Source organism: Comamonas sp. 17RB (assembly GCF_030056555.1).
In the GTDB taxonomy this organism is placed as follows: Bacteria; Pseudomonadota; Gammaproteobacteria; order Burkholderiales; family Burkholderiaceae_C; genus Comamonas; species Comamonas terrigena.
Window position 1 is genome coordinate 125,265 of sequence record NZ_JASHHY010000007.1, and the last position, 18,515, is coordinate 143,779.

At 65.7% G+C, this 18,515-nt stretch carries 15 protein-coding genes; 7 read left to right on the top strand and 8 right to left on the bottom strand.

Annotated elements, in window-relative coordinates:
- The first annotated feature begins 48 nt into the window (after nucleotides 1-48).
- The 5 genes from groL to QM470_RS13685 all read left to right on the top strand — a co-directional run bounded on the left by groL (nucleotide 49) and on the right by QM470_RS13685 (nucleotide 6,140).
- On the top strand, nucleotides 49-1,698 hold the full coding sequence (gene groL, locus QM470_RS13665; protein ID WP_066540320.1) for a chaperonin GroEL: 1,650 nt from the start codon (nucleotides 49-51) through the stop codon (nucleotides 1,696-1,698).
- 213 nt (nucleotides 1,699-1,911) lie between these two features.
- On the top strand, nucleotides 1,912-3,057 hold the full coding sequence (gene aroB / locus QM470_RS13670; RefSeq protein ID WP_283339661.1) for a 3-dehydroquinate synthase: 1,146 nt from the start codon (nucleotides 1,912-1,914) through the stop codon (nucleotides 3,055-3,057).
- A gap of 90 nt (nucleotides 3,058-3,147) precedes the next feature.
- Nucleotides 3,148-4,323, top strand: a complete 1,176-nt coding sequence (locus tag QM470_RS13675; protein WP_283339662.1) for a deoxyguanosinetriphosphate triphosphohydrolase — start codon at nucleotides 3,148-3,150, stop codon at nucleotides 4,321-4,323.
- A gap of 222 nt (nucleotides 4,324-4,545) precedes the next feature.
- Entirely contained in the window at nucleotides 4,546-5,175 is a 630-nt protein-coding gene (locus tag QM470_RS13680) for a DUF1415 domain-containing protein (protein WP_272970877.1), read from the top strand.
- Nucleotides 5,175-6,140, top strand: coding sequence for a class I SAM-dependent methyltransferase (locus QM470_RS13685; RefSeq protein ID WP_283339663.1), 966 nt, complete (start codon nucleotides 5,175-5,177; stop codon nucleotides 6,138-6,140). The genes QM470_RS13680 and QM470_RS13685 overlap by 1 nt, the downstream gene beginning before the upstream one ends.
- A 120-nt stretch (nucleotides 6,141-6,260) precedes the next feature.
- On the opposite strand, the gene QM470_RS13690 is transcribed toward QM470_RS13685, so the two are convergent.
- The 8 genes from QM470_RS13690 to QM470_RS13725 all read right to left on the bottom strand — a co-directional run bounded on the left by QM470_RS13690 (nucleotide 6,261) and on the right by QM470_RS13725 (nucleotide 16,148).
- Nucleotides 6,261-8,219, bottom strand: coding sequence for a sensor histidine kinase (locus QM470_RS13690; RefSeq protein WP_283339664.1), 1,959 nt, complete (start codon nucleotides 8,217-8,219; stop codon nucleotides 6,261-6,263).
- Nucleotides 8,216-8,911 carry a response regulator gene (locus QM470_RS13695; protein ID WP_066540335.1) on the bottom strand — a complete coding sequence of 232 codons (696 nt, stop codon included), beginning with the start codon at nucleotides 8,909-8,911 and terminating at the stop codon, nucleotides 8,216-8,218. The genes QM470_RS13690 and QM470_RS13695 overlap by 4 nt, the downstream gene beginning before the upstream one ends.
- A 103-nt stretch (nucleotides 8,912-9,014) precedes the next feature.
- Complete coding sequence (locus tag QM470_RS13700) at nucleotides 9,015-11,198, bottom strand: TonB-dependent siderophore receptor (protein WP_283339665.1); 2,184 nt, start codon at nucleotides 11,196-11,198, stop codon at nucleotides 9,015-9,017.
- 315 nt (nucleotides 11,199-11,513) lie between these two features.
- The gene (locus tag QM470_RS13705; RefSeq protein WP_279998113.1) at nucleotides 11,514-12,509 is read right to left on the bottom strand and encodes a Bug family tripartite tricarboxylate transporter substrate binding protein; all 996 of its coding nucleotides are present in this window, start codon (nucleotides 12,507-12,509) and stop codon (nucleotides 11,514-11,516) included.
- A gap of 138 nt (nucleotides 12,510-12,647) precedes the next feature.
- Nucleotides 12,648-13,388, bottom strand: coding sequence for an SDR family NAD(P)-dependent oxidoreductase (locus QM470_RS13710; RefSeq protein WP_283339666.1), 741 nt, complete (start codon nucleotides 13,386-13,388; stop codon nucleotides 12,648-12,650).
- 52 nt (nucleotides 13,389-13,440) lie between these two features.
- Complete coding sequence (gene pcaF / locus QM470_RS13715) at nucleotides 13,441-14,652, bottom strand: 3-oxoadipyl-CoA thiolase (RefSeq protein WP_066540345.1); 1,212 nt, start codon at nucleotides 14,650-14,652, stop codon at nucleotides 13,441-13,443.
- A 105-nt stretch (nucleotides 14,653-14,757) separates the two neighbouring features.
- Nucleotides 14,758-15,423 (bottom strand): 3-oxoacid CoA-transferase subunit B, encoded by a 666-nt coding sequence (locus tag QM470_RS13720; RefSeq protein WP_066540347.1) that lies wholly within the window; start codon nucleotides 15,421-15,423, stop codon nucleotides 14,758-14,760.
- Nucleotides 15,424-15,446: 23 nt separating this feature from the next.
- On the bottom strand, nucleotides 15,447-16,148 hold the full coding sequence (locus tag QM470_RS13725; RefSeq protein ID WP_066540350.1) for a 3-oxoacid CoA-transferase subunit A: 702 nt from the start codon (nucleotides 16,146-16,148) through the stop codon (nucleotides 15,447-15,449).
- A gap of 151 nt (nucleotides 16,149-16,299) precedes the next feature.
- Here QM470_RS13725 and QM470_RS13730 point away from each other — a divergent pair, with 151 nt between their 5' ends.
- Nucleotides 16,300-17,085 carry an IclR family transcriptional regulator domain-containing protein gene (locus QM470_RS13730; protein WP_066540352.1) on the top strand — a complete coding sequence of 262 codons (786 nt, stop codon included), beginning with the start codon at nucleotides 16,300-16,302 and terminating at the stop codon, nucleotides 17,083-17,085.
- Nucleotides 17,086-17,597: 512 nt separating this feature from the next.
- Complete coding sequence (locus tag QM470_RS13735) at nucleotides 17,598-18,377, top strand: transposase (RefSeq protein ID WP_283339667.1); 780 nt, start codon at nucleotides 17,598-17,600, stop codon at nucleotides 18,375-18,377.
- Nucleotides 18,378-18,515 lie beyond the last annotated feature (138 nt).

The window sequence follows — 18,515 nt, forward strand, 5'->3', positions numbered from 1 at the left end:
CAGGATGCGCTGAGGCAGCCACATTGAACCCATTTGTAGGAGCCAAACATGGCAGCAAAAGACGTAGTTTTCGGTGGTGAAGCACGTGCACGCATGGTCGAAGGCGTGAACATTCTGGCCAATGCCGTCAAAGTGACCCTGGGCCCCAAGGGCCGCAACGTGGTGCTGGAGCGCTCCTTTGGCGCCCCCACCGTGACCAAGGACGGCGTGTCCGTGGCCAAGGAAGTGGAACTGAAGGACAAGCTGCAGAACATGGGCGCCCAGCTCGTGAAGGAAGTGGCTTCCAAGACCAACGACATCGCCGGTGACGGCACCACCACCGCCACCGTGCTGGCCCAGGCCATCGTGCGCGAAGGCTCCAAGTACGTCGCCGCCGGTCTGAACCCCATGGATCTGAAGCGCGGTATCGACAAGGCTGTCGCTGCCCTGGTGGAAGAGCTGAAGAAGCAATCCAAGGCCACCACCACTTCCAAGGAAATTGCCCAAGTCGGCACCATTTCCGCCAACTCCGACTCCGACGTGGGCGAAATCATTGCCCAAGCCATGGACAAGGTCGGCAAGGAAGGCGTGATCACCGTGGAAGAGGGCAAGTCCCTGGCCAACGAACTGGATGTCGTGGAAGGCATGCAATTCGACCGCGGCTACCTGTCGCCCTACTTCATCAACAACCCCGAAAAGCAAGCTGCGATTCTGGACAACCCCTTCGTGCTGCTGTTCGACAAGAAGATCAGCAACATCCGTGACCTGCTGCCCACGCTGGAGCAAGTTGCCAAGGCTGGCCGTCCCCTGCTGATCATTGCCGAAGACGTCGAAGGCGAAGCCCTGGCGACCCTGGTGGTGAACACCATCCGCGGCATCCTGAAGGTTGTGGCTGTGAAGGCTCCTGGCTTCGGCGACCGCCGCAAGGCCATGCTGGAAGACATCGCCATCCTGACGGGCGGCAAGGTGATCGCCGAGGAAGTCGGCCTGACCCTGGACAAGGTGACCCTGGAAGACCTGGGCCAAGCCCAACGCGTCGAAATCGGCAAGGAAAACACCACCATCATCGACGGTGCTGGCCAAGCTGCTGAAATCGAAGCCCGCGTCAAGCAAATCCGCCTGCAGATCGAAGAAGCGACCAGCGACTACGACCGTGAAAAGCTGCAAGAACGCGTGGCCAAGCTGGCCGGCGGCGTGGCAGTGATCAAGGTCGGCGCTGCGACCGAAGTCGAAATGAAGGAAAAGAAGGCCCGCGTGGAAGACGCCCTGCACGCTACCCGCGCTGCTGTGGAAGAAGGCATCGTGGCTGGTGGCGGCGTGGCCCTGCTGCGCGCCAAGCAAGCCGTGGGCGCTCTGTCCACCGGCAATGCCGAGCAAGACGCCGGTATCAAGCTGGTGCTGAAGGCTGTGGAAGCCCCTCTGCGCGAAATCGTGTCCAACGCCGGTGGCGAACCTTCGGTGGTGGTGGACTCGGTGCTGAAGGGCCAAGGCAACTTCGGTTTCAACGCTGCCAACGACACCTACGGCGACATGCTGGAAATGGGTATCCTGGATCCCACCAAGGTGACCCGTACCGCGCTGCAAAACGCTGCTTCCGTGGCTTCGCTGCTGCTGACCACCGAGTGCATGATCGCTGACGCCCCCAAGGCCGAAGGCGCTGGTGCTCCCGACATGGGCGGCATGGGCGGCATGGGTGGCATGGGCGGCATGGGCATGTAATTGCCTGTTGGCCGCTGTGACAAGGGTGGAGCCCAGGCTCTGCCCGCTCCCAGACCGACACAACCCGCACGCCGCAAGGCCTGCGGGTTTTTTCATGTCCGCACGCGACCATCGCCTCTGCCGTGGGTGTACCACCCGGTCCGCGATGCCTCGGCCTGCCGGCTGCCCTACACTTGGGCGCAGACCTTTCCCGACTTCTGACTTTCTGCCCGCATGACCTCCGCTGCCCCGCTTGTCCCTTTCGCCTCTGCCACGGCCGACCAGGCCACCGTGCACATTGATCTTGGAGAGCGCAGCTACCCGATCCGCATTGCCGCCGGTCTGCTGGGCGATGCCGCCACCTATGCCGCGCTGCCCAAGGCGGCCAGTGCGCTGGTTGTGACCAACACCACCGTGGCGCCGCTGTACCTGCAGCAGGTGCGTGCCGCGCTGGCGGGCCGCTACCCGCAGGTGCATGTGGTGGAGCTGCCGGATGGCGAGGCCTACAAGGACTGGCAGACGCTGAACCTGATTTTTGACGCCCTGCTGCAGCATGGCTGCGACCGCAAGACCGTGCTGTTTGCCTTGGGCGGCGGTGTGATTGGCGATATGACGGGGTTTGCCGCTGCCAGCTATATGCGTGGCGTGCCCTTTGTGCAACTGCCCACCACGCTGCTGTCGCAGGTGGATTCCAGCGTGGGCGGCAAAACCGCCATCAACCACCCGCTGGGCAAGAACATGGTCGGCGCCTTCTACCAGCCGCAGCTGGTGGTGTGCGATCTGGCGTCGCTCGACAGCCTGCCGCCGCGCGAGCTGTCGGCCGGGCTGGCCGAGGTCATCAAGTACGGCCCGATTGCCGATATGGCGTTCTTCGAGTGGCTGGAGTTGCACATCGACCGTCTGCGTGCCGGTGACCGCACGGCCATGGCGCAGGCGGTCAAGCGCAGCGTGGAGATCAAGGCCTGGGTGGTCAGCCAGGACGAGAAGGAAGCGGGTTTGCGCGCAGTGCTGAATTTTGGCCACACCTTTGGCCACGCCATCGAGGCCGGTATGGGCTACGGCAACTGGCTGCACGGCGAAGGCGTGGGTGCCGGCATGGTGATGGCGGCCCATCTGTCGCAGGAACTGGGCATGGTGGACGCGGCCTTTGTGGCACGCCTGACCCGGCTGATCGAACGCGCCGGCCTGCCCACGCGCGGCGCCGTGCTGGACGCGCAGGACAACGCCGGCGCCTACCTGGAACACATGCGGGTGGACAAAAAGGCCGAAGCGGGCGAGATCCGCTTCGTGCTGATCGACGGCCCGGGCAAAGCCACCATGCGTGGCGCACCGGATGCCCTGGTGCGCCAGGTCATTGACTGCTTCTGCGCACCCGCCTGACACGCTGGGGGGAAGGTGTCTGTGCCGCGACGGGGTGTGCCGTGCGCGGCGGTGGTGTCTCTGAAGTGTCTTTGAACAGAGGAGTGGTGGATGGCGATGCAGGCACTGGCCCCTTGGGCATGCGACCCGGCACAGACCCGGGGCAGGCGTTTTGCGGAGGTGGCGGCGCCCACGCGCAGCGACCACCAGCGGGACCGGGACCGCATCGTCCACTCCAGCGCCTTTCGCCGCCTCGTCTACAAGACCCAGGTGTTTCTGAACCACGAAGGGGATCTGTTCCGCACGCGGCTCACCCATTCGCTGGAGGTGGCGCAGCTGGGCCGCTCCATCGCCCGGCCGCTGGGCCTGAATGAAGACCTGGTGGAAGCCATCTGCCTGGCCCATGACCTGGGCCACACACCGTTTGGCCATGCCGGGCAGGACATGCTCAACGCCTGCATGCGACCCTGGGGGGGCTTTGAGCACAATCTGCAGAGCCTGCGCGTGGTGGACCAGCTCGAAGAGCGCTATCCCGAGTTCGACGGCCTGAACCTGACCTTCGAGGCCCGCGAAGGCATCCTCAAGCACTGTTCCCAGGCCAATGCCCAGAAACTGGAGGCACAGGAGCCCGGCGGCGTGGCCGCGCGTTTTCTGCAGGGCGGTCAGCCTTCGCTGGAGGCCCAGCTGTGCAATCTGGCCGATGCCATTGCCTACAACGCACACGATGTGGACGACGGTCTGCGTTCCGGCTACCTCACTTGGGAGCAGCTGCTGACGGTCCCTCTGGTGGCGCGCTACCACGCCCAGGCACTGGCCCAGCACCCGCAGCTGGCCCAGGCCGAGCACCAGCGCCGCCTGCTGTACGAAACCATCCGCCGCATGCTCAGCGACCAGGTGTACGACGTGATTGCCACCACGCGGCAGCGCATTGCGGCCGCAGGGGTGGACAGCGTGGCCGCGGTGCGTGCCTATCCGGACAAGTTGGTGGCCTTCAGCGCGGACATGGCCAGGGAAAGCCAGGCGCTGAAACAGTTTCTGTTTCGCAATCTCTACCGTCACGCCGAAGTCACACAGACCATGGACCATGCGCAGACGGTGGTCCAGGACCTGTTCTCCCTCTACCTGGTCCGCCCGCAGGAAATGAAGCCGCGCCATGCGGCCAAGGCCCAGGCGGCCGCCAGCGAGGCCGGGCGTGCCCGCGCCGTGGCGGATTTCGTGGCCGGCATGACCGACCGCTATGCCGCCCATGAGCACGAACGGCTGACCGGAAAACGCCTGCTGGTCTGAAACGCTGCAAAGCGTTACGCTTGCAGCTGGAGGAGTCACAGATACGCCGCTGCCACCAGAATCCGGCAGCCGATACCGGGTGCCGCATGCTGGCGTGGTCGGGCTTTGCGCCAGCGCAAAGTCCGCACCGTGCACGCAAGAGCGGCAGCCCGATAGAATTCGCGCCACAGAATCGATGAGAGAGAGGGGGCGTTGCGCCCCCATTTGCTTTTTGGGGCCCACATGACCGATACCACCATCCAGACCGACGCAGACCAACCATCCTTTCCCGAAGACATGGTGATCGCCGACACCGTGCGCTGGCTGGAGCGGGCCGTGATTGGCCTGAACCTGTGCCCCTTTGCCAAGGGCGTGCATGTGAAGGGCCAGATCCACTACGTCGTCAGCCAGGCCACGGATGCCGAAGGTGTGGCCAATGACCTGCATCGCGAGCTGGAAGCCCTGGCTGAGACCAACCCCGAAAAGCGCGACACCACGCTGCTGATGCTGCCCGAGGCGCTGCAGGATTTTCTGGACTTCAACGATTTTCTGGAAATCGCTGATGCCATGGTGGAAGAGCTGGATCTGGGCGGCATTCTGCAAGTGGCCTCCTTCCATCCACGCTTTCAGTTCGAAGGCACGGATGTGGACGATGTGACCAACTGCACCAACCGCTCGCCCTACCCCACGCTGCACCTGATCCGCGAGGAAAGCATCGACAAGGCGGTGGAGGCCTTCCCCGAGGCCGAGATGATTTTCGAGCGCAACATGGAAGTGCTGGAAGACATCGGCCTGGAAGGCTGGCTGGATCTGGACGTGGGCGCGCGCTGCCCGGTGACCGGCCATGGCGAACCCCAGAAGGCAGGCAACTGATGGCCAAGCACGACAAGAAAGGCCAGGGCGCTGCGAACGCCGGCCAAGCGGCCAAGCCGGCGGCCCAGGACATTGCGGCCCAGCTGGAGCTGAAACCCGGCCAGAGCATTGCCTTGCTCAAGGCCTTGCACATCCTCACGCGCGACGGCAAGCTCAACCAGGATTCGCGCCGCAAGCTCAAGCAGGTCTACCACCTGTACCAGTTCATCGAGCCCATCCTCAAGGAGCTGGGTGCCGACGGCCACGCCGTGACGCTGGCCGACCATGGCGCGGGCAAATCGTATCTGGGCTTCATCCTGTACGACCTGTACTTCAAGGCCCAGGGGCTGGGCCGCATTTACGGCATCGAAACCCGCGCACCGCTGGTCGAGGCGTCGCAGAAGCTGGCAGCCGATCTGGGCTTCGAGCGCATGGAGTTTCTGAACATGTCGGTGGCCGAATCCACCCAGGCCGACTTCATGCCCGAGCGCTTTGACGTGGTCACGGCCCTGCATGCCTGCGATACCGCCACCGACGATGCGATTGCCTTCGGCCTGGAGAAAAAGGCCAAGGCCATGGTGCTGGTGCCCTGCTGCCAGGCCGAAGTCGCGGCCTGCCTGCGCCAGACCAAGGCCTTGAGCCTGGCGCGCACGCCGCTTGCCGAACTGTGGCGCCACCCCATCCACACGCGCGAGATCGGCAGCCAGGTCACCAATGTGCTGCGCTGCCTGTACCTGGAAGCCAGCGGCTACCAGGTGACGGTGACCGAGCTGGTGGGCTGGGAGCACAGCATGAAGAACGAGCTGATCGTGGCCCGCTACACCGGCCACAAGAAACGCGCGGCGGCCGAGCGCCTGCAACAGCTGCTGGCCGAGTTCGGCCTGGAAGCATTGGCGCAGAGCCGTTTCAAGCTGCCGCAAGCCCCGGTGGCGGCGGCCGCACCGGTCCCGCCAGCGGCGGCCGTTGCCGCGGAAAACGCCGCCTGAAGTGGTGTCGCCGAGGGCGCGGATGGTCTGCGCCTGAACGCCGGCAGTCTCGAACACGGTTCAGCCCTGCTTGGCGTTGTTTTCAGCAGCGGGGCATATTCGCAGCGGCGGCGAGCCCGCTCACGGCGTGGGCATTTGCGGCATAGGCAGGGGCGCCGATGTACGGGGGGCGGGCAGAGGTGCTGCAGCGCCCTGGTCCGCCAGCGGCAGGCAGGCTTCGATCACAGTTTGGCCCGGGCGGGAGCGGACATGCAGCGCGCCACCCATGCGTTCCATGCGCGCCCGCATGCTGGACATGCCGATGCCCAGGCCGGCGCGCAGCGCGATCGGCGCGTCGAAGCCGATGCCGTCATCCTCGATGCGCAGCACCAACTGCCTGGCATCCGGATACCGCAGGTTGACCCGCACCATGCGGGCCTGGCTGTGTTTGACGATATTTGTCAGCGCTTCCTCGGCCACCCGGGCCAGCAGCATGCACTGCAGGGCGCTGGGCGGGGTTTCCCAGTGCGCTGGGGCCAGCCATTCGGAGGACATGTCCAGGTCGTCGAACAGGGTGACAAAGCGATAGCGCAGCGGAATGGTCCATTCCTCCGGGGTGGTCGGCGCGTTGGCGCCGATGCTGCCGTCGCTGTCCACCACCTGGCGCAGGTCATCGCGCAGCAGCTTGAGCATGGACAGATAGCGTTCCTTGGAGGGGGGCGCGTCGCTTTGCTCCACCAGCATGATGGAGCGCACGATCTGTCCGCCCAGGCCGTCGTGCAGGTCTTGTGCCAGCTGCAGGCGTTCCTGCAGATGGGCATTGGCCAGGGCCAGGGCATGTTCCTGGGAGAGCGTGGTGTTCAGCTCGTCACAGGCGCGGGCCACGGTTTCGCTCAGTTCCTGGTTGAAGCGCTCGATGCGCTGGGCATCCTGCAGAATGCGCCGGCGCATCAGCACGGCCGACAGCAGCATGAACAGCAGGGCGGTGTAGGCGCTGTAGAAGTTGCGACTGGGCCAGATTTCCGCCACCACCAGCAGGTCGCGCACGCCCATGGACACCATCAGCAGCAGATAGACGGCCACCAGCTGGTGCTGCAGCGCACGCGTGCGCCAGGCATGCCGGATCACCAGCGCGGTATTGCCCAGGAAGATCAAGGTGTAGAGGTCGGCCGCCCGCTGCATGGGGAACCACCCCAGGGTGGCCACCACGACCACGCCGGCCACCAGGGTCAGTCCGCCCAGGCGTTGCAGCTGGCGGCGTGACAAAGGGCTTTCAATCAGCTGCCAGCAGAACACCGCGAAGCTGGCGATGTAGCCGATATAGGCCAGGTGGTTGACGCGGGCCATGGCCAGGCTGTCTGGGAAGGGCCAGGTCTCGGTCAGCAGCACATTGCTGCCGAACAGCACCCAGCACAGCGACACCAGGGCATACCAACCCAGCAGAGGCTGCTTGCGCCGGGGCAGCCACACCACCAGCGCCATGATGCCCAGGGTGGCGGACAGGGTGAGGTTCAGCTGGAACAGGGTGCGCGTGTTCCAGTCATGGTGGCGCTGGCTGGCGAGCATGGCTTCGGGGGTGCCCACCTCCACGATGCCCAGACCGGGGCGCAGCTCCGGCACACCGACCACGCGCAGCCAGATGGTGTTCGGCCCCTGGGGCTGCAAGGAGGATTGCGGCAGCACCCAGGAACGGGCGGTGGTCCAGGAGCGGGACAGGGGCTCCTGCAGATGGTGGTCGCGCCAGATCAGGTCCTGGTTGCTGTAGACCTCCCCGGCCATGTTGATGGAGTCCACGGTCATGGCCACGGGGCTGGTCAGCGGACAGTCCGTGCTCCAGGTGATGCGGTACCAGACCGGGCCGCGGTGTCCGGGCCAACGGCGCGACCAGTTGTCCGGCAGCGTCACAGCTTCCCAGCCCTGGGTCGGTGCCTGGGTGGCTGCTGCATCCGCACGGGCCGCCATGGTGCTGTCGATGCGGGCGCTGCATGCCAGGGCTGCCGTGCTGGCATGGGCTGCGGGCATCCAGCACAGCCAGGCCAGCAGCAGACTGCACAGCCACCAGGGGCTGCGTGCCAGGCGGTGCCCGCCGAACCTTGTCATCGCGTCAGCAGTCCCCGGGCACGGGCTTCGCTGACGGCACGCATGCGCGAGCTGACGGCCAGTTTGCGGTAGATGTTGCGCACATGGGCTTCCACGGTGTGGCGCGAGATGAACATGCGCTCGGCAATCTCGCGGTGGGTCAGGCCGCTGGCCACCTGGTTGAGGATGTCGATTTCGCGCGCGCTCAGCACGGCATCGGAGTCGGTGGCGGCCGGCGGCTCGGTGGGCGCCTGCTGCTGCTGGAATTCGGTGATGACGCGGCGTGCGATAAAAGGGTCGATGGGCGCACCGCCGCGCAGCACGCTGCGGATGGAGAGGGTGACTTCCAGGTCGTCGCGTTCCTTGAGCACATAGCCGGTGGCCCCGGCGCGCAGGGCGTTCAGGATGGCCTCCTTGGTGCTCCAGGCGGAGATCACCAGAATGCCCATGACGGGGTCGCTGCTGCGCAGCTCGCCAATCAGTTCCGTGCCATTGCCGTCCGGCAGGCCCAGATCGACCAGGGCCAGGGCAAAGCTTTGCTGCGCCGCCAGCTGGCGGGCCGGGCCCAGGGCCGAGGCAAAGTGCAGCATGTCGGCCTGGTAGCCCAGGCTGGCCAGGATCTGCCGCAGCCGTTGCTGGATCAGGGCATCGTCTTCCACCACCAGCACAGGGGTTGGCAAAGGGGCGGGTGTGGTGGGAGGAATGGCGGACATGGTGTTCAAAGAGTGCGCACAAGGCGTGTTGCGCGCACTATCGCTGCTGGAGCCGGTGTTGCCAATCCCGAAACATAGGTAATTGCAGGCCGGCGCCGGGCGCTCAGTACTGGTAGCGCAGCGTGGCCTGCCAGCTGCGCGGTGGTCCATAGGCGGTGAACATGGGCGCTTCGATGCTGCGGTAATAGCGCTTGTCCAGCAGATTGTGCACGTTCAGCTGCAGCTGCCAGTGTGGCGTGATCTGGCGCGCCGCCATCAGCCCCACCAGGGTGTAGGCGGGCTGGTGGATGCGGTACTGGTAGCCGCTCAGGGTGTCCAGCCCCGTATTTCCGGTGCTGCTTTGGCGGTAGAGGCTGCCGCCCACGCGCCAGGCGCTGTCCGGCAGGCGGTAGACCGTGCTCAGCTGCCACTGCAGGCGGGGCAGTTGCGGCTCGTAGCGCTGGCCTTGTTTCTGCGGGTCCTGGGTATAGCGGCTGCTGACCAGGGTGGTGCTGGCCGACAGCTGCCAGCCCGGGGTGATCTGCCCCTGCAACTGCAGCGTCACGCCGCGGCTGCGCACCTGCTCGATGCTGCGGTAGCACGCCACGCCGGGATAGCTGGGGCAGGTGAATTGCTGGTATTCCTGCTCCAGCGCATGGCGCTGGGTGGCCTGGAACAGGTGGATGCCGGCCTGCAGGCGCTGGTCCAGGTAGCGGCCTTGCAGGCCGGCGCCATAGGTGCGCCCGGTGGTCGATGGCAGCACCTGGCCCGCCATGTCGCGTTCGGTGCGGGGCTGGAAGATGTCCGAGGTCTGCAGGTAGGCGCTGTGCCGGGCATCCAGTTCCCACACCAGACCGGCGTAGCGGCTGAAGTGCTGCAGGCGGTCCTGGTCGGTGCGCTGCATGGGCATGCGGAAATTGTCGGCCACCAGTCCGGCATGGCGGTAGCGGTCCCAGCGTCCGCCCAGGGTCAGCTGCAGCCGCTCGTGCAGCTGCAGTTGCGTGGCCAGCCAGACCCCCGTCTGGGTGGGGTCCAGCGTCTGGCGGTAGCGGTAGGCGTAGGTCGACAGCAGGCCCAGGTTCGGCGCCGCGACGGGGGCCATGGGGGCATAGACATTCAGGTCGGTGATCCAGTTGGGGGCCGTCCAGCCCTGGCCGGAGGTGTCGCCCCGGCGGTGGCTCAGGCCCAGCGCCAGTTGGTGGGTGCGCCCGGCAAAGCGCCAGGGGCCGCGCAGCGAGACGGCGTAACTGTTTTCCTCCTGGCTGGAGCTGTACTGACCCAGGCTCTGCCGCATGGCCGTGGGGGTGCCGCCGTTCAGGTAGGTGCCCAGGTATTCCAGCTGGGAGTGCAGGTGCAGCAGGTCGGCGCGCAGGCGCCAGCCGCTGTCCCATTCATGTTCCAGCTGGGCAAAGGCGGTGTCGGTCTGCTGCCGCCAGTATTCCCAGTCGTAGCCCAGGTAGGTGGAGCGGGGCAGGTGCAGGTCGCCGCCGTCGGGGGCGGTGGGGATCTCGCTGAGCGAGTCGCGGTGGATGTTGCGCTGCTGGCTGGCCCCCAGGCGCAGCGTGGTCTGGGGGGCAATGTCGGCCTCGACCACGCCGTAGTAGCTGCGCTTGCGGCTGGCCATGCGGTCCATATAGCTGTGGTGGTTGTTGGCATCCACCACGGCGCGGGCACGCAAGCTGCCGGCGGCATTCAGCGGGCCGGAGGCGTCGACCATGGCTTCGCGCTGGTTCCAGCGGCCGGCACGCAGCTGCAGTTCCACGCGCGGCTGGGCCGTGGGCAGCTTGCGCACCAGGTTCAGCGCGGCAGAGGGGGTGCCCATGCCGCTCATCAGGCCCGAGGCGCCCTGGACCACTTCCACCCGGTCGTACAGGGCCAGACTCTGGCTCAGATCGAAATTCTTGTCGGAGCTGACGCTCATGCCATCCACCATCCAGTGGCTGAGCGCAAAACCCCGGGCGTACAACTGCCCGCGTGATGCGCTCAGGCCGGCCGAGAGCACGGCCAGATCCCGCACCGACTGGGCATCCTGGTCGTTGAGCAGGCTGCGGGTCAGCACCTGCACGGGCTGGGGGGTGGCCTGGCTGCGCAGTGCCAGGCCGGTGGCCGTGGCACTGGGGGCGGTGCTCAGGTACTGGTCGCTGCCCTCGGTGGTGGCGGAGACCGGGGCGGTGACATCGACCGTGCCCAGCGTGGCCGCCGCGGGGGCAGTGCCTTCTGCCGCCTGGGTGGGCAGTGCCGCAACCAGGCAGGCCAGCGCCAGGGCAGTGCGTGCGCACACGGGCCGGCCCACAGCAGGAAAAGACAAGGCGGAGGGCAAGGCAACGCAGAACACGGCAAGGGACGCAAAGACGCTGGGACAGCAGGAAAGGAGGGATGTTAGGTGACGATTGATGACAATTCGTCACTTTGTGATGCAAAAAGCACGCCTGCTCTTTTCTTTGCGTGGCTGACCTCTCCGTACTTGTCTTGCGGTCCTGTTTTGTATACAGGGTTGGGGAGCGCCCATAAAAAACGCGCCTGCACAGCCCGCTACAGGCCGTGACAGACGCGCAAAGGAGGAGATATGTCGACGTCGCGGGACGTCGACGGCAGCGCAACCCGGGCGCTGCCGCGTCGGCGATCAGACTTGAGCGCCAGACTCCTTGACGACCTTGCCCCACTTGGCGGCTTCGGACTTGATATAGGCATCGAACTGGGCCTGGGTGTCGATCACCACGTCACCACCCTGGTCTTCGATCTTCTTGATCACGGCGGGGTTCTTCAGCACCTTGACCAGCGCGGCGTGGAGCTTTTGCTGCACATCGGCGGGGGTCTTGACCGGGGCCCACAGGCCGAACCAGGAGGTGGCCTCGTAGCCGGGCACGCCGGCTTCGGCGATGGTCGGTACATCTGGCAGTTCACGCGAGCGCTTGGCCGTGGTCACGGCGATGGGGCGCAGCTTGCCAGAGCGCACGTGCTGGATGGCGGAGGGCATGTTGTCGAACATCACCGAGATCTGGTTGCCCAGCAGGTCGGTCATGGCGGGGGCGCTGCCCTTGTAGGGCACGTGCACCATGTCCACCTTGGTCATGGACTTGAACAGTTCGCCCGACAGGTGCACGGAGGAGCCGCTGCCCGAGGAGCCGAAGTTCACCTTGCCCGGATTGGCCTTGGCGTAGGCGATCAGTTCCTTCACGTTCTTGAACGGCTGGGCAGGGTTGGCCACCAGCAGGTTGGGCACGGTGGCCACGCGGCTCAGCGGTGCAAAGTCTTTGATCGGGTCGAAGGGCATCTTGCTGTAGAGCGACTGGTTGATGGCGTGCGTGCCCACCGTGCCCATGAACAAGGTGTAGCCGTCGGCGGGCGAACGGGAGGCCGCCATGCCGCCGATGTTGCCGCCGGCGCCGGGGCGGTTGTCGATGATCACGGGCTGGCCCAGTTCTTCACCCAGGTACTGGCCGACGATGCGGGCCAGGATGTCGGTGGTACCACCGGCCGAGAAGGGGACGATGATGTTGATGGGCTTGCTGGGGAAGGCGCCCTGGGCAGCCGCACCGCCAGCCACGGCCAGGGTGGCCGCGGCGGCCAGCAGCTTCAGACCATGGCGGCGCGAGAAAGAGCGGGTGGATTCAAACATCAAAGTCTCCAGTACACGAGGAAAAGGCCCCTGCGCACCCTGCTGGCCAGGGCCAGGCGCGCACGCCGGGGGTGGTGGCCGTGCATGCATGGCACGGCCATCCGGGGGAATCGGGAAAGTGAAACGGGTGGCGGGTGGTCAGACCGGGGCCACGCCCAGCGTGGTTCCGCCGCACACATACAGCACCTGACCGGTGACAAAACCGTTGTCGGGCGACAGGAAGAACAGCGCCGCGCGGGCCACGTCTTCGGGCGTGCCCATGCGACCCACGGCGATGCTGTTCAGAATGCGCTGCGTCTGCGGCGCACCATCCGGGTTGCTGTTCTTGAACAGCTCGGTGGCAATGGGGCCGGGGCCGATGGCGTTGACCGTGATGCGGTCGCGGCCCAGCTCCATGGCCAGGGTGCGCGTCATGCCGATCAGGCCGGCCTTGGTGGCCGAGTACACGATGCGCTCGCCCTTGCCCAGTGCGGCACGCGACGACATGTTGACGATGCGGCCTTCGCCGCAGGCGCGCAGCGTGGGCAAAAAGGCCTGCACCAGCAGCATGGGGGCACGCAGGTGCAGACCCACCACATCGTCGAGCTGGGCCGAGGTGGCCGTGTCGATGGTGCCGGGGCGGGTGGCGCCGGCGTTGTTCACCAGCGCGGTCACGTTGTGCGCTGCGGCAATCTTCTCGGCCGCGGCCTGGGTGGACTCGGCGTTGGTCAGGTCGGCCTGGTAGGACACCAGGCGTTCATGGCTCCAGCTGGGCAGCACATAGTCCAGGTTGACCACGGTGCGACCCTGGGCCAGCAAGGCTTCGGCGATGGAACGGCCGATGCCGTTGCTGGCGCCGGTCACCACGGTGCAGGCGGCGGATTGGGGGGCTTGGCTCATGCAAGGTCTCCTGAGCGGTGATGGGGACAGGTTCCGGTCCGTGGGAAAAGGTTCAGACCTTTTCCAGGATCACGGCAATGCCCTGGCCCACGCCGATGCACATGGTGCACAGCGCGTAACGGCCGCCCAGCGTGTGCAGCTGGTTCACGGCGGTGGTGGCCAGGCGGGCGCCGGATGCACCCAGGGGGTGGCCCAGAGCGATGGCGCCGCCCCACTGGTTGACGCGCTGGTCGTCATCGGCAATGCCCAGGTCGCGCAGCACGGCCAGGCCTTGGGCGGCAAAGGCTTCGTTCAGCTCGATCACATCCATGTCGGCCAGCGTCAGGCCGGTCTGGGCCAGCACCTTGCGCACCGCAGGGGCGGGGCCGAAACCCATGATGCGGGGAGCGACACCGGCGGTGGCCATGCCCACCACGCGGGCGCGGGGCACCAGGTTGTATTGCTGGGCGGCTTCTTCGTTGGCCAGCAGCAGGGCGCAGGCGCCGTCGTTCACGCCGCTGGCATTGCCGGCGGACACCGTGCCGTCGGGACGGACCACGCCCTTCAGCTTGGCCAGCGCTTCCAGCGTGGTGGCGCGGGGGTGTTCGTCCTGGCTCACCACGATGGCATCACCCTTCTTCTGGGGGATGACCACGTTGACGATTTCCTTGGCCAGGTAGCCGGCAGCGATGGCCGCGGCCGCCTTTTGCTGGGAAGCCAGCGCCATGCGGTCCTGGGCTTCGCGTTCGATCTTGAAGTCGTCGGCCACGTTCTCGGCGGTTTCGGGCATGGAGTCCACGCCGTACTGCTGCTTCATCAGCTTGTTGATGAAGCGCCAGCCGATGGTGGTGTCATACACAGCATTGCTGCGGCTGAAGGCGCTTTCGGCCTTGGGCATGACAAACGGGGCACGGCTCATGGATTCCACGCCGCCGGCAATCATCAGGCGGGCTTCGCCGGACTTGATGGCGCGGGCGGCAGAGCCCACGGCGTCCAGGCCGGAGCCGCACAGGCGGTTGATGGTGGAGCCGGGCACATCGATGGGCAGACCCGCCAGCAGGCTGGACATGCGGGCCACGTTGCGGTTGTCTTCACCGGCCTGGTTGGCATTGCCGTACAGCACATCGTCCACGGCCTTCCAGTCCACACCGGGGTTGCGCTCCATCAGCGCCTTGATGGGCAGGGCGCCCAGGTCGTCGGTGCGCACGCTGGACAGTGCACCGCCGTAGCGGCCGAAGGGGGTGCGGATGGCGTCGCAGATGAAGGCTTGGGGGGTGTTGCTCATGGTGTTGTCTCCGATGTGCGGTGGCCGGTGGGCCGGTCGATGTTCAAGAAATGGGGTGTCCTGTGCGCCTCTCCCGTCGCGGGAAGGGCGCAGAGGAGGGGGCGTTCAGGCTGCGACGGCGGCGGCCGGTGCGGCGATGGGCAGGCCGACGATGCGTTCCAGTTCGGCGTGGCTGAGACCGTCCACGGTGTCCACCAGGCGCAGACCCGAAGGCGTGCATTCCAGCGTGCACAGGTCGGTGTAGATGCGCTTGACGCAGCCCAGGCCGGTCAGCGGGTAGCTGCAAGCGGACACGACCTTGCATTCGCCGGTCTTGGTCAGCAGGTCCATCATCACCCAGGTGGCCTTGGCGCCCACGGCCAGGTCCATGGCGCCGCCCACGGCGGGAATGGCGCCAGGCTCGCCCGTGCTCCAGTTGGCCAGGTCGCCCGTGGCCGAGACCTGGAAGGCACCCAGCACGCAGATGTCCAGGTGGCCGCCGCGCATCATGGCGAAGCTGTCGGCGTGGTGGAAGAAGCTGCCGCCAGCCAGCAGCGTGACGGGCTGCTTGCCTGCGTTGATCAGGTCATAGTCTTCCTGGCCTTCGGCTGGGGCCGGGCCCATGCCGAGGATGCCGTTTTCCGACTGCAGCACCACCTCGCGGTCGGCGGGGATGTAGTTGCCGACCAGCGTGGGCTGGCCGATGCCCAGGTTCACATAGGCACCGTCGAAGATGTCTTGGGCGACGCGGGCGGCGAGTTCGTTCTTGCTGCGCTTTTGGTAGCTGCTCATGAGGTATCTCCTTGATTCGCGGCTTAGGCGGCTTGTTTGAAACCACCGGCCTGGGTGGCCACGAACGGGATCTGGACGATGGAGTTCACATAGATGCCGGGAGTGACCACGGCTTCGGGGTCCAGCTGGCCCAGTTCCACGATCTCGTGCACGGTGGCGATGGTGTGCTTGGCAGCCACGGCGCACACCGGGCCGAAGTTGCGGGCGGCCATGCGGTAGGTCAGATTGCCCCAACGATCGCCCTGCTCGGCCTTGACCAGTGCCACATCACCGTAGATGGGGTACTCCAGCACATAGTGCTTGCCGTTGATTTCGCGGGTTTCCTTGCCGTTGGCCAGTTCGGTGCCGTAGGCGGTGGGGCAGAAGAAGGCGCCGATGCCGGCGCCGGCGGCGCGCATGCGCTCGGCCAGCGTGCCCTGGGGCACCAGTTCCAGCTCGATCTTGCCGGCGCGGTACAGGTCGTTGAACACCCAGCTGTCCGCTGTGCGGGGGAAGCTGCAGATGATCTTCTGCACCAGACCGCTTTGCAGCAGTGCGGCCAGACCGGTGTAACCGTTGCCGGCGTTGTTGTTGACCACGGTGAGATTGCGGGCGCCATGGGCAATCAGACCGTCGATCAGCTCATTGGGGTTGCCAGCGGTGCCAAAGCCGCCGATGAGGACCACGTCCCCGTCTTTGACGACCGAAACGGCTTCGGCAATGGTGTCGGTGATTTTGTTGATCATGTGTTGTCTCCTGCTGACATGACCCCTTCGCGGTGTGGGCGAAGGCGTTAAAATGTTCGCATATAGAACAAAAGTTCGCTAAAAGAATTATAGGAAGAGGCTTTGCCTTTCCGCGCCTGTAGAAACCACATCAGGGAAAACCCTTGTAGCTATGGAAAACGAAGCACAAAAACCAAGCGACAGCTACGTTCAGTCGTTTGCGCGGGGGCTGGAGGTGATCCGCTCCTTCAGCGCACAAGCACCGGTGCAGACACTCAGCGAGGTGGCCGCACGCACTGGCATGACGCGTGCCGGCGCCCGCCGCATCCTGCTGACCTTGCAGACCCTGGGCTATGTGCACAGCGACGGCAAACACTTCCGGCTGACGCCGCGCATCCTGGACCTGGGCTTTGCCTACCTCAGCTCCATGCCGCTGTGGAGCCTGGCCGGCCCGGCCATGGAAGGCCTGGTGGATGCGGTGGGCGAGTCGTGTTCGGCCGCCGTGCTCGACGGGCTGGATGTGGTCTATGTGCTGCGCGTGCACACCCACAAGATCATGAGCACCAACCTGGGCGTGGGCTCGCGCCTGCCGGCGTTCTGGACCTCGCTGGGTCGCGTGCTGCTGGCGGCCCAGCCCGATGCGCAGGTGCAGGCGCTGATGGACCGCTGCCCGCGCAGCCAGTTCACCCAGCTGACGCAGACCAGTGACGAGGCGCTGTGGGCCGCCATCCGCCAGACGCGCAGCCAGGGCTGGTGCCTGCTGAACCAGGAGCTGGAGGAAGGGCTGATCTCCATCGCTGCGCCGGTGCGCAACAGCCTGGGCCAGACGGTGGCAGCGCTGAATATCAGCGGTCAGGCCAACCGCACCAGCGCCGAGATGATGCAGAACCAGTTGCTGCCGCAGCTGCTGCGCACCTGCGACACCATCTCGCAACTGCTGCGGGCGGCGGGGCGCTGAACAGCAGGGGCACCCGGCATTCTGTGCGGGTCTGCGGCACAAGGACCTCCCGGCCCATCTGACCCGTCTGACTTGCCTGTTTGTTTGGCCGACGGGCCAGCAATTCGATTGTGCTGCGCCCTGTGGATGGTGCGCTGGAGCTGCCCTCGCGCCGCGTGCGCGCCGGCCTCCGGCATGCCCTGGAGCAGGCGGCGCCTGCACGCCGATCCGGTGTGGGGCTGCTCCATGTGGCGCGTTGCCCGCAGCGCCGAGGTACAGGATGCTCCTGTTTTGATAGAGTGCAGCCAGGCTGTGCCGTGCGCTGTGGCGGCGAGGCCGCCATCCAGACGATGGGCTTGTGCCAGTCCCACGGTGTGTGGACGTCGTATGGAGACAGGAACTCCTCCGACAAATGGTCGCTGGTACGCTGCGCATAATGTATTTCAACCTTGTGCACTGCTGTTGATAGCCAAAACCTATTCTGGTCGGCGCACAGCGATGTGGTGTGCCTCCTCTTCAACCTGTGACGCTCCATGGCCCGCTTGCCCCGACTGACACTGCCTGGAATGGCCCATTACGTGATCCAGCGTGGGAACAATCTGCAGCCCATTTTTGAGGACGTGCAGGACTACGAGACCATGAAGGATCTGATGCGCGAGATGGCGCGGCGCTTCCAGATCGATCTGCATGCCTATGTGCTGCTGCCGGCGCAGTTCCATGTGCTGGCCACGCCCGAGACGGAAGAGGGGCTGCCTCTGTTCATGCAGTCGGTGGGGCGCAGCTATGTGCGCTACTTCAATAACCGCCATGGCCGCAGCGGCACCCTGTGGGAAGGACGCTACCGTTCCACCGTGCTGGAGGCCTCGGCCTATCTGCTGCCCTGCATGGTGGTGCTGGAAACCCAGCCGGTGGCGGAAGGCCTGGTAGGGCGCCCGCAGGACTACCTATGGTCCAGCTATGCGCACAACGCAGGTGTGCAGCAGGACAGCCTGGTGCGCTCCCATGCCCAGTACTGGGCCCTGGCCAATACCCCGTTCGCCCGGGAAGCTGCTTACCAGCGCACGGTGGAGCATGGGGTGTCGGCAGCCGTGGCGGAAGAGGTGCTGGCGGCGGCCAGCAAAGGCTGGGCCCTGGGCTCACCGGATTTTGTGGCGCAACTGCAGCACCAGACCCAGCGGCGCCTGACCCGGCGGCGTCCGGGGCGGCCGGCGCAGCGGCCGGTTGAGGCCAGTCCGCCACAGGGTGGTGAGGCGAGTTCGTCACCATCTGCAACGGCTGCAGATGCGGTGTTTGCACCATATCAGGGCAATTGATCCTTCCTGGTTATTGCATTTGCACTCTGTTGGTGCGTTTTGGTGCGTGAGTAGGCACTCGCGTGCCGCGTGGCTTTCTTTTGGTGCATTTGATATGTCCCTAATTAAAATGAAAATGCGGATTTTTATTTTTAATTA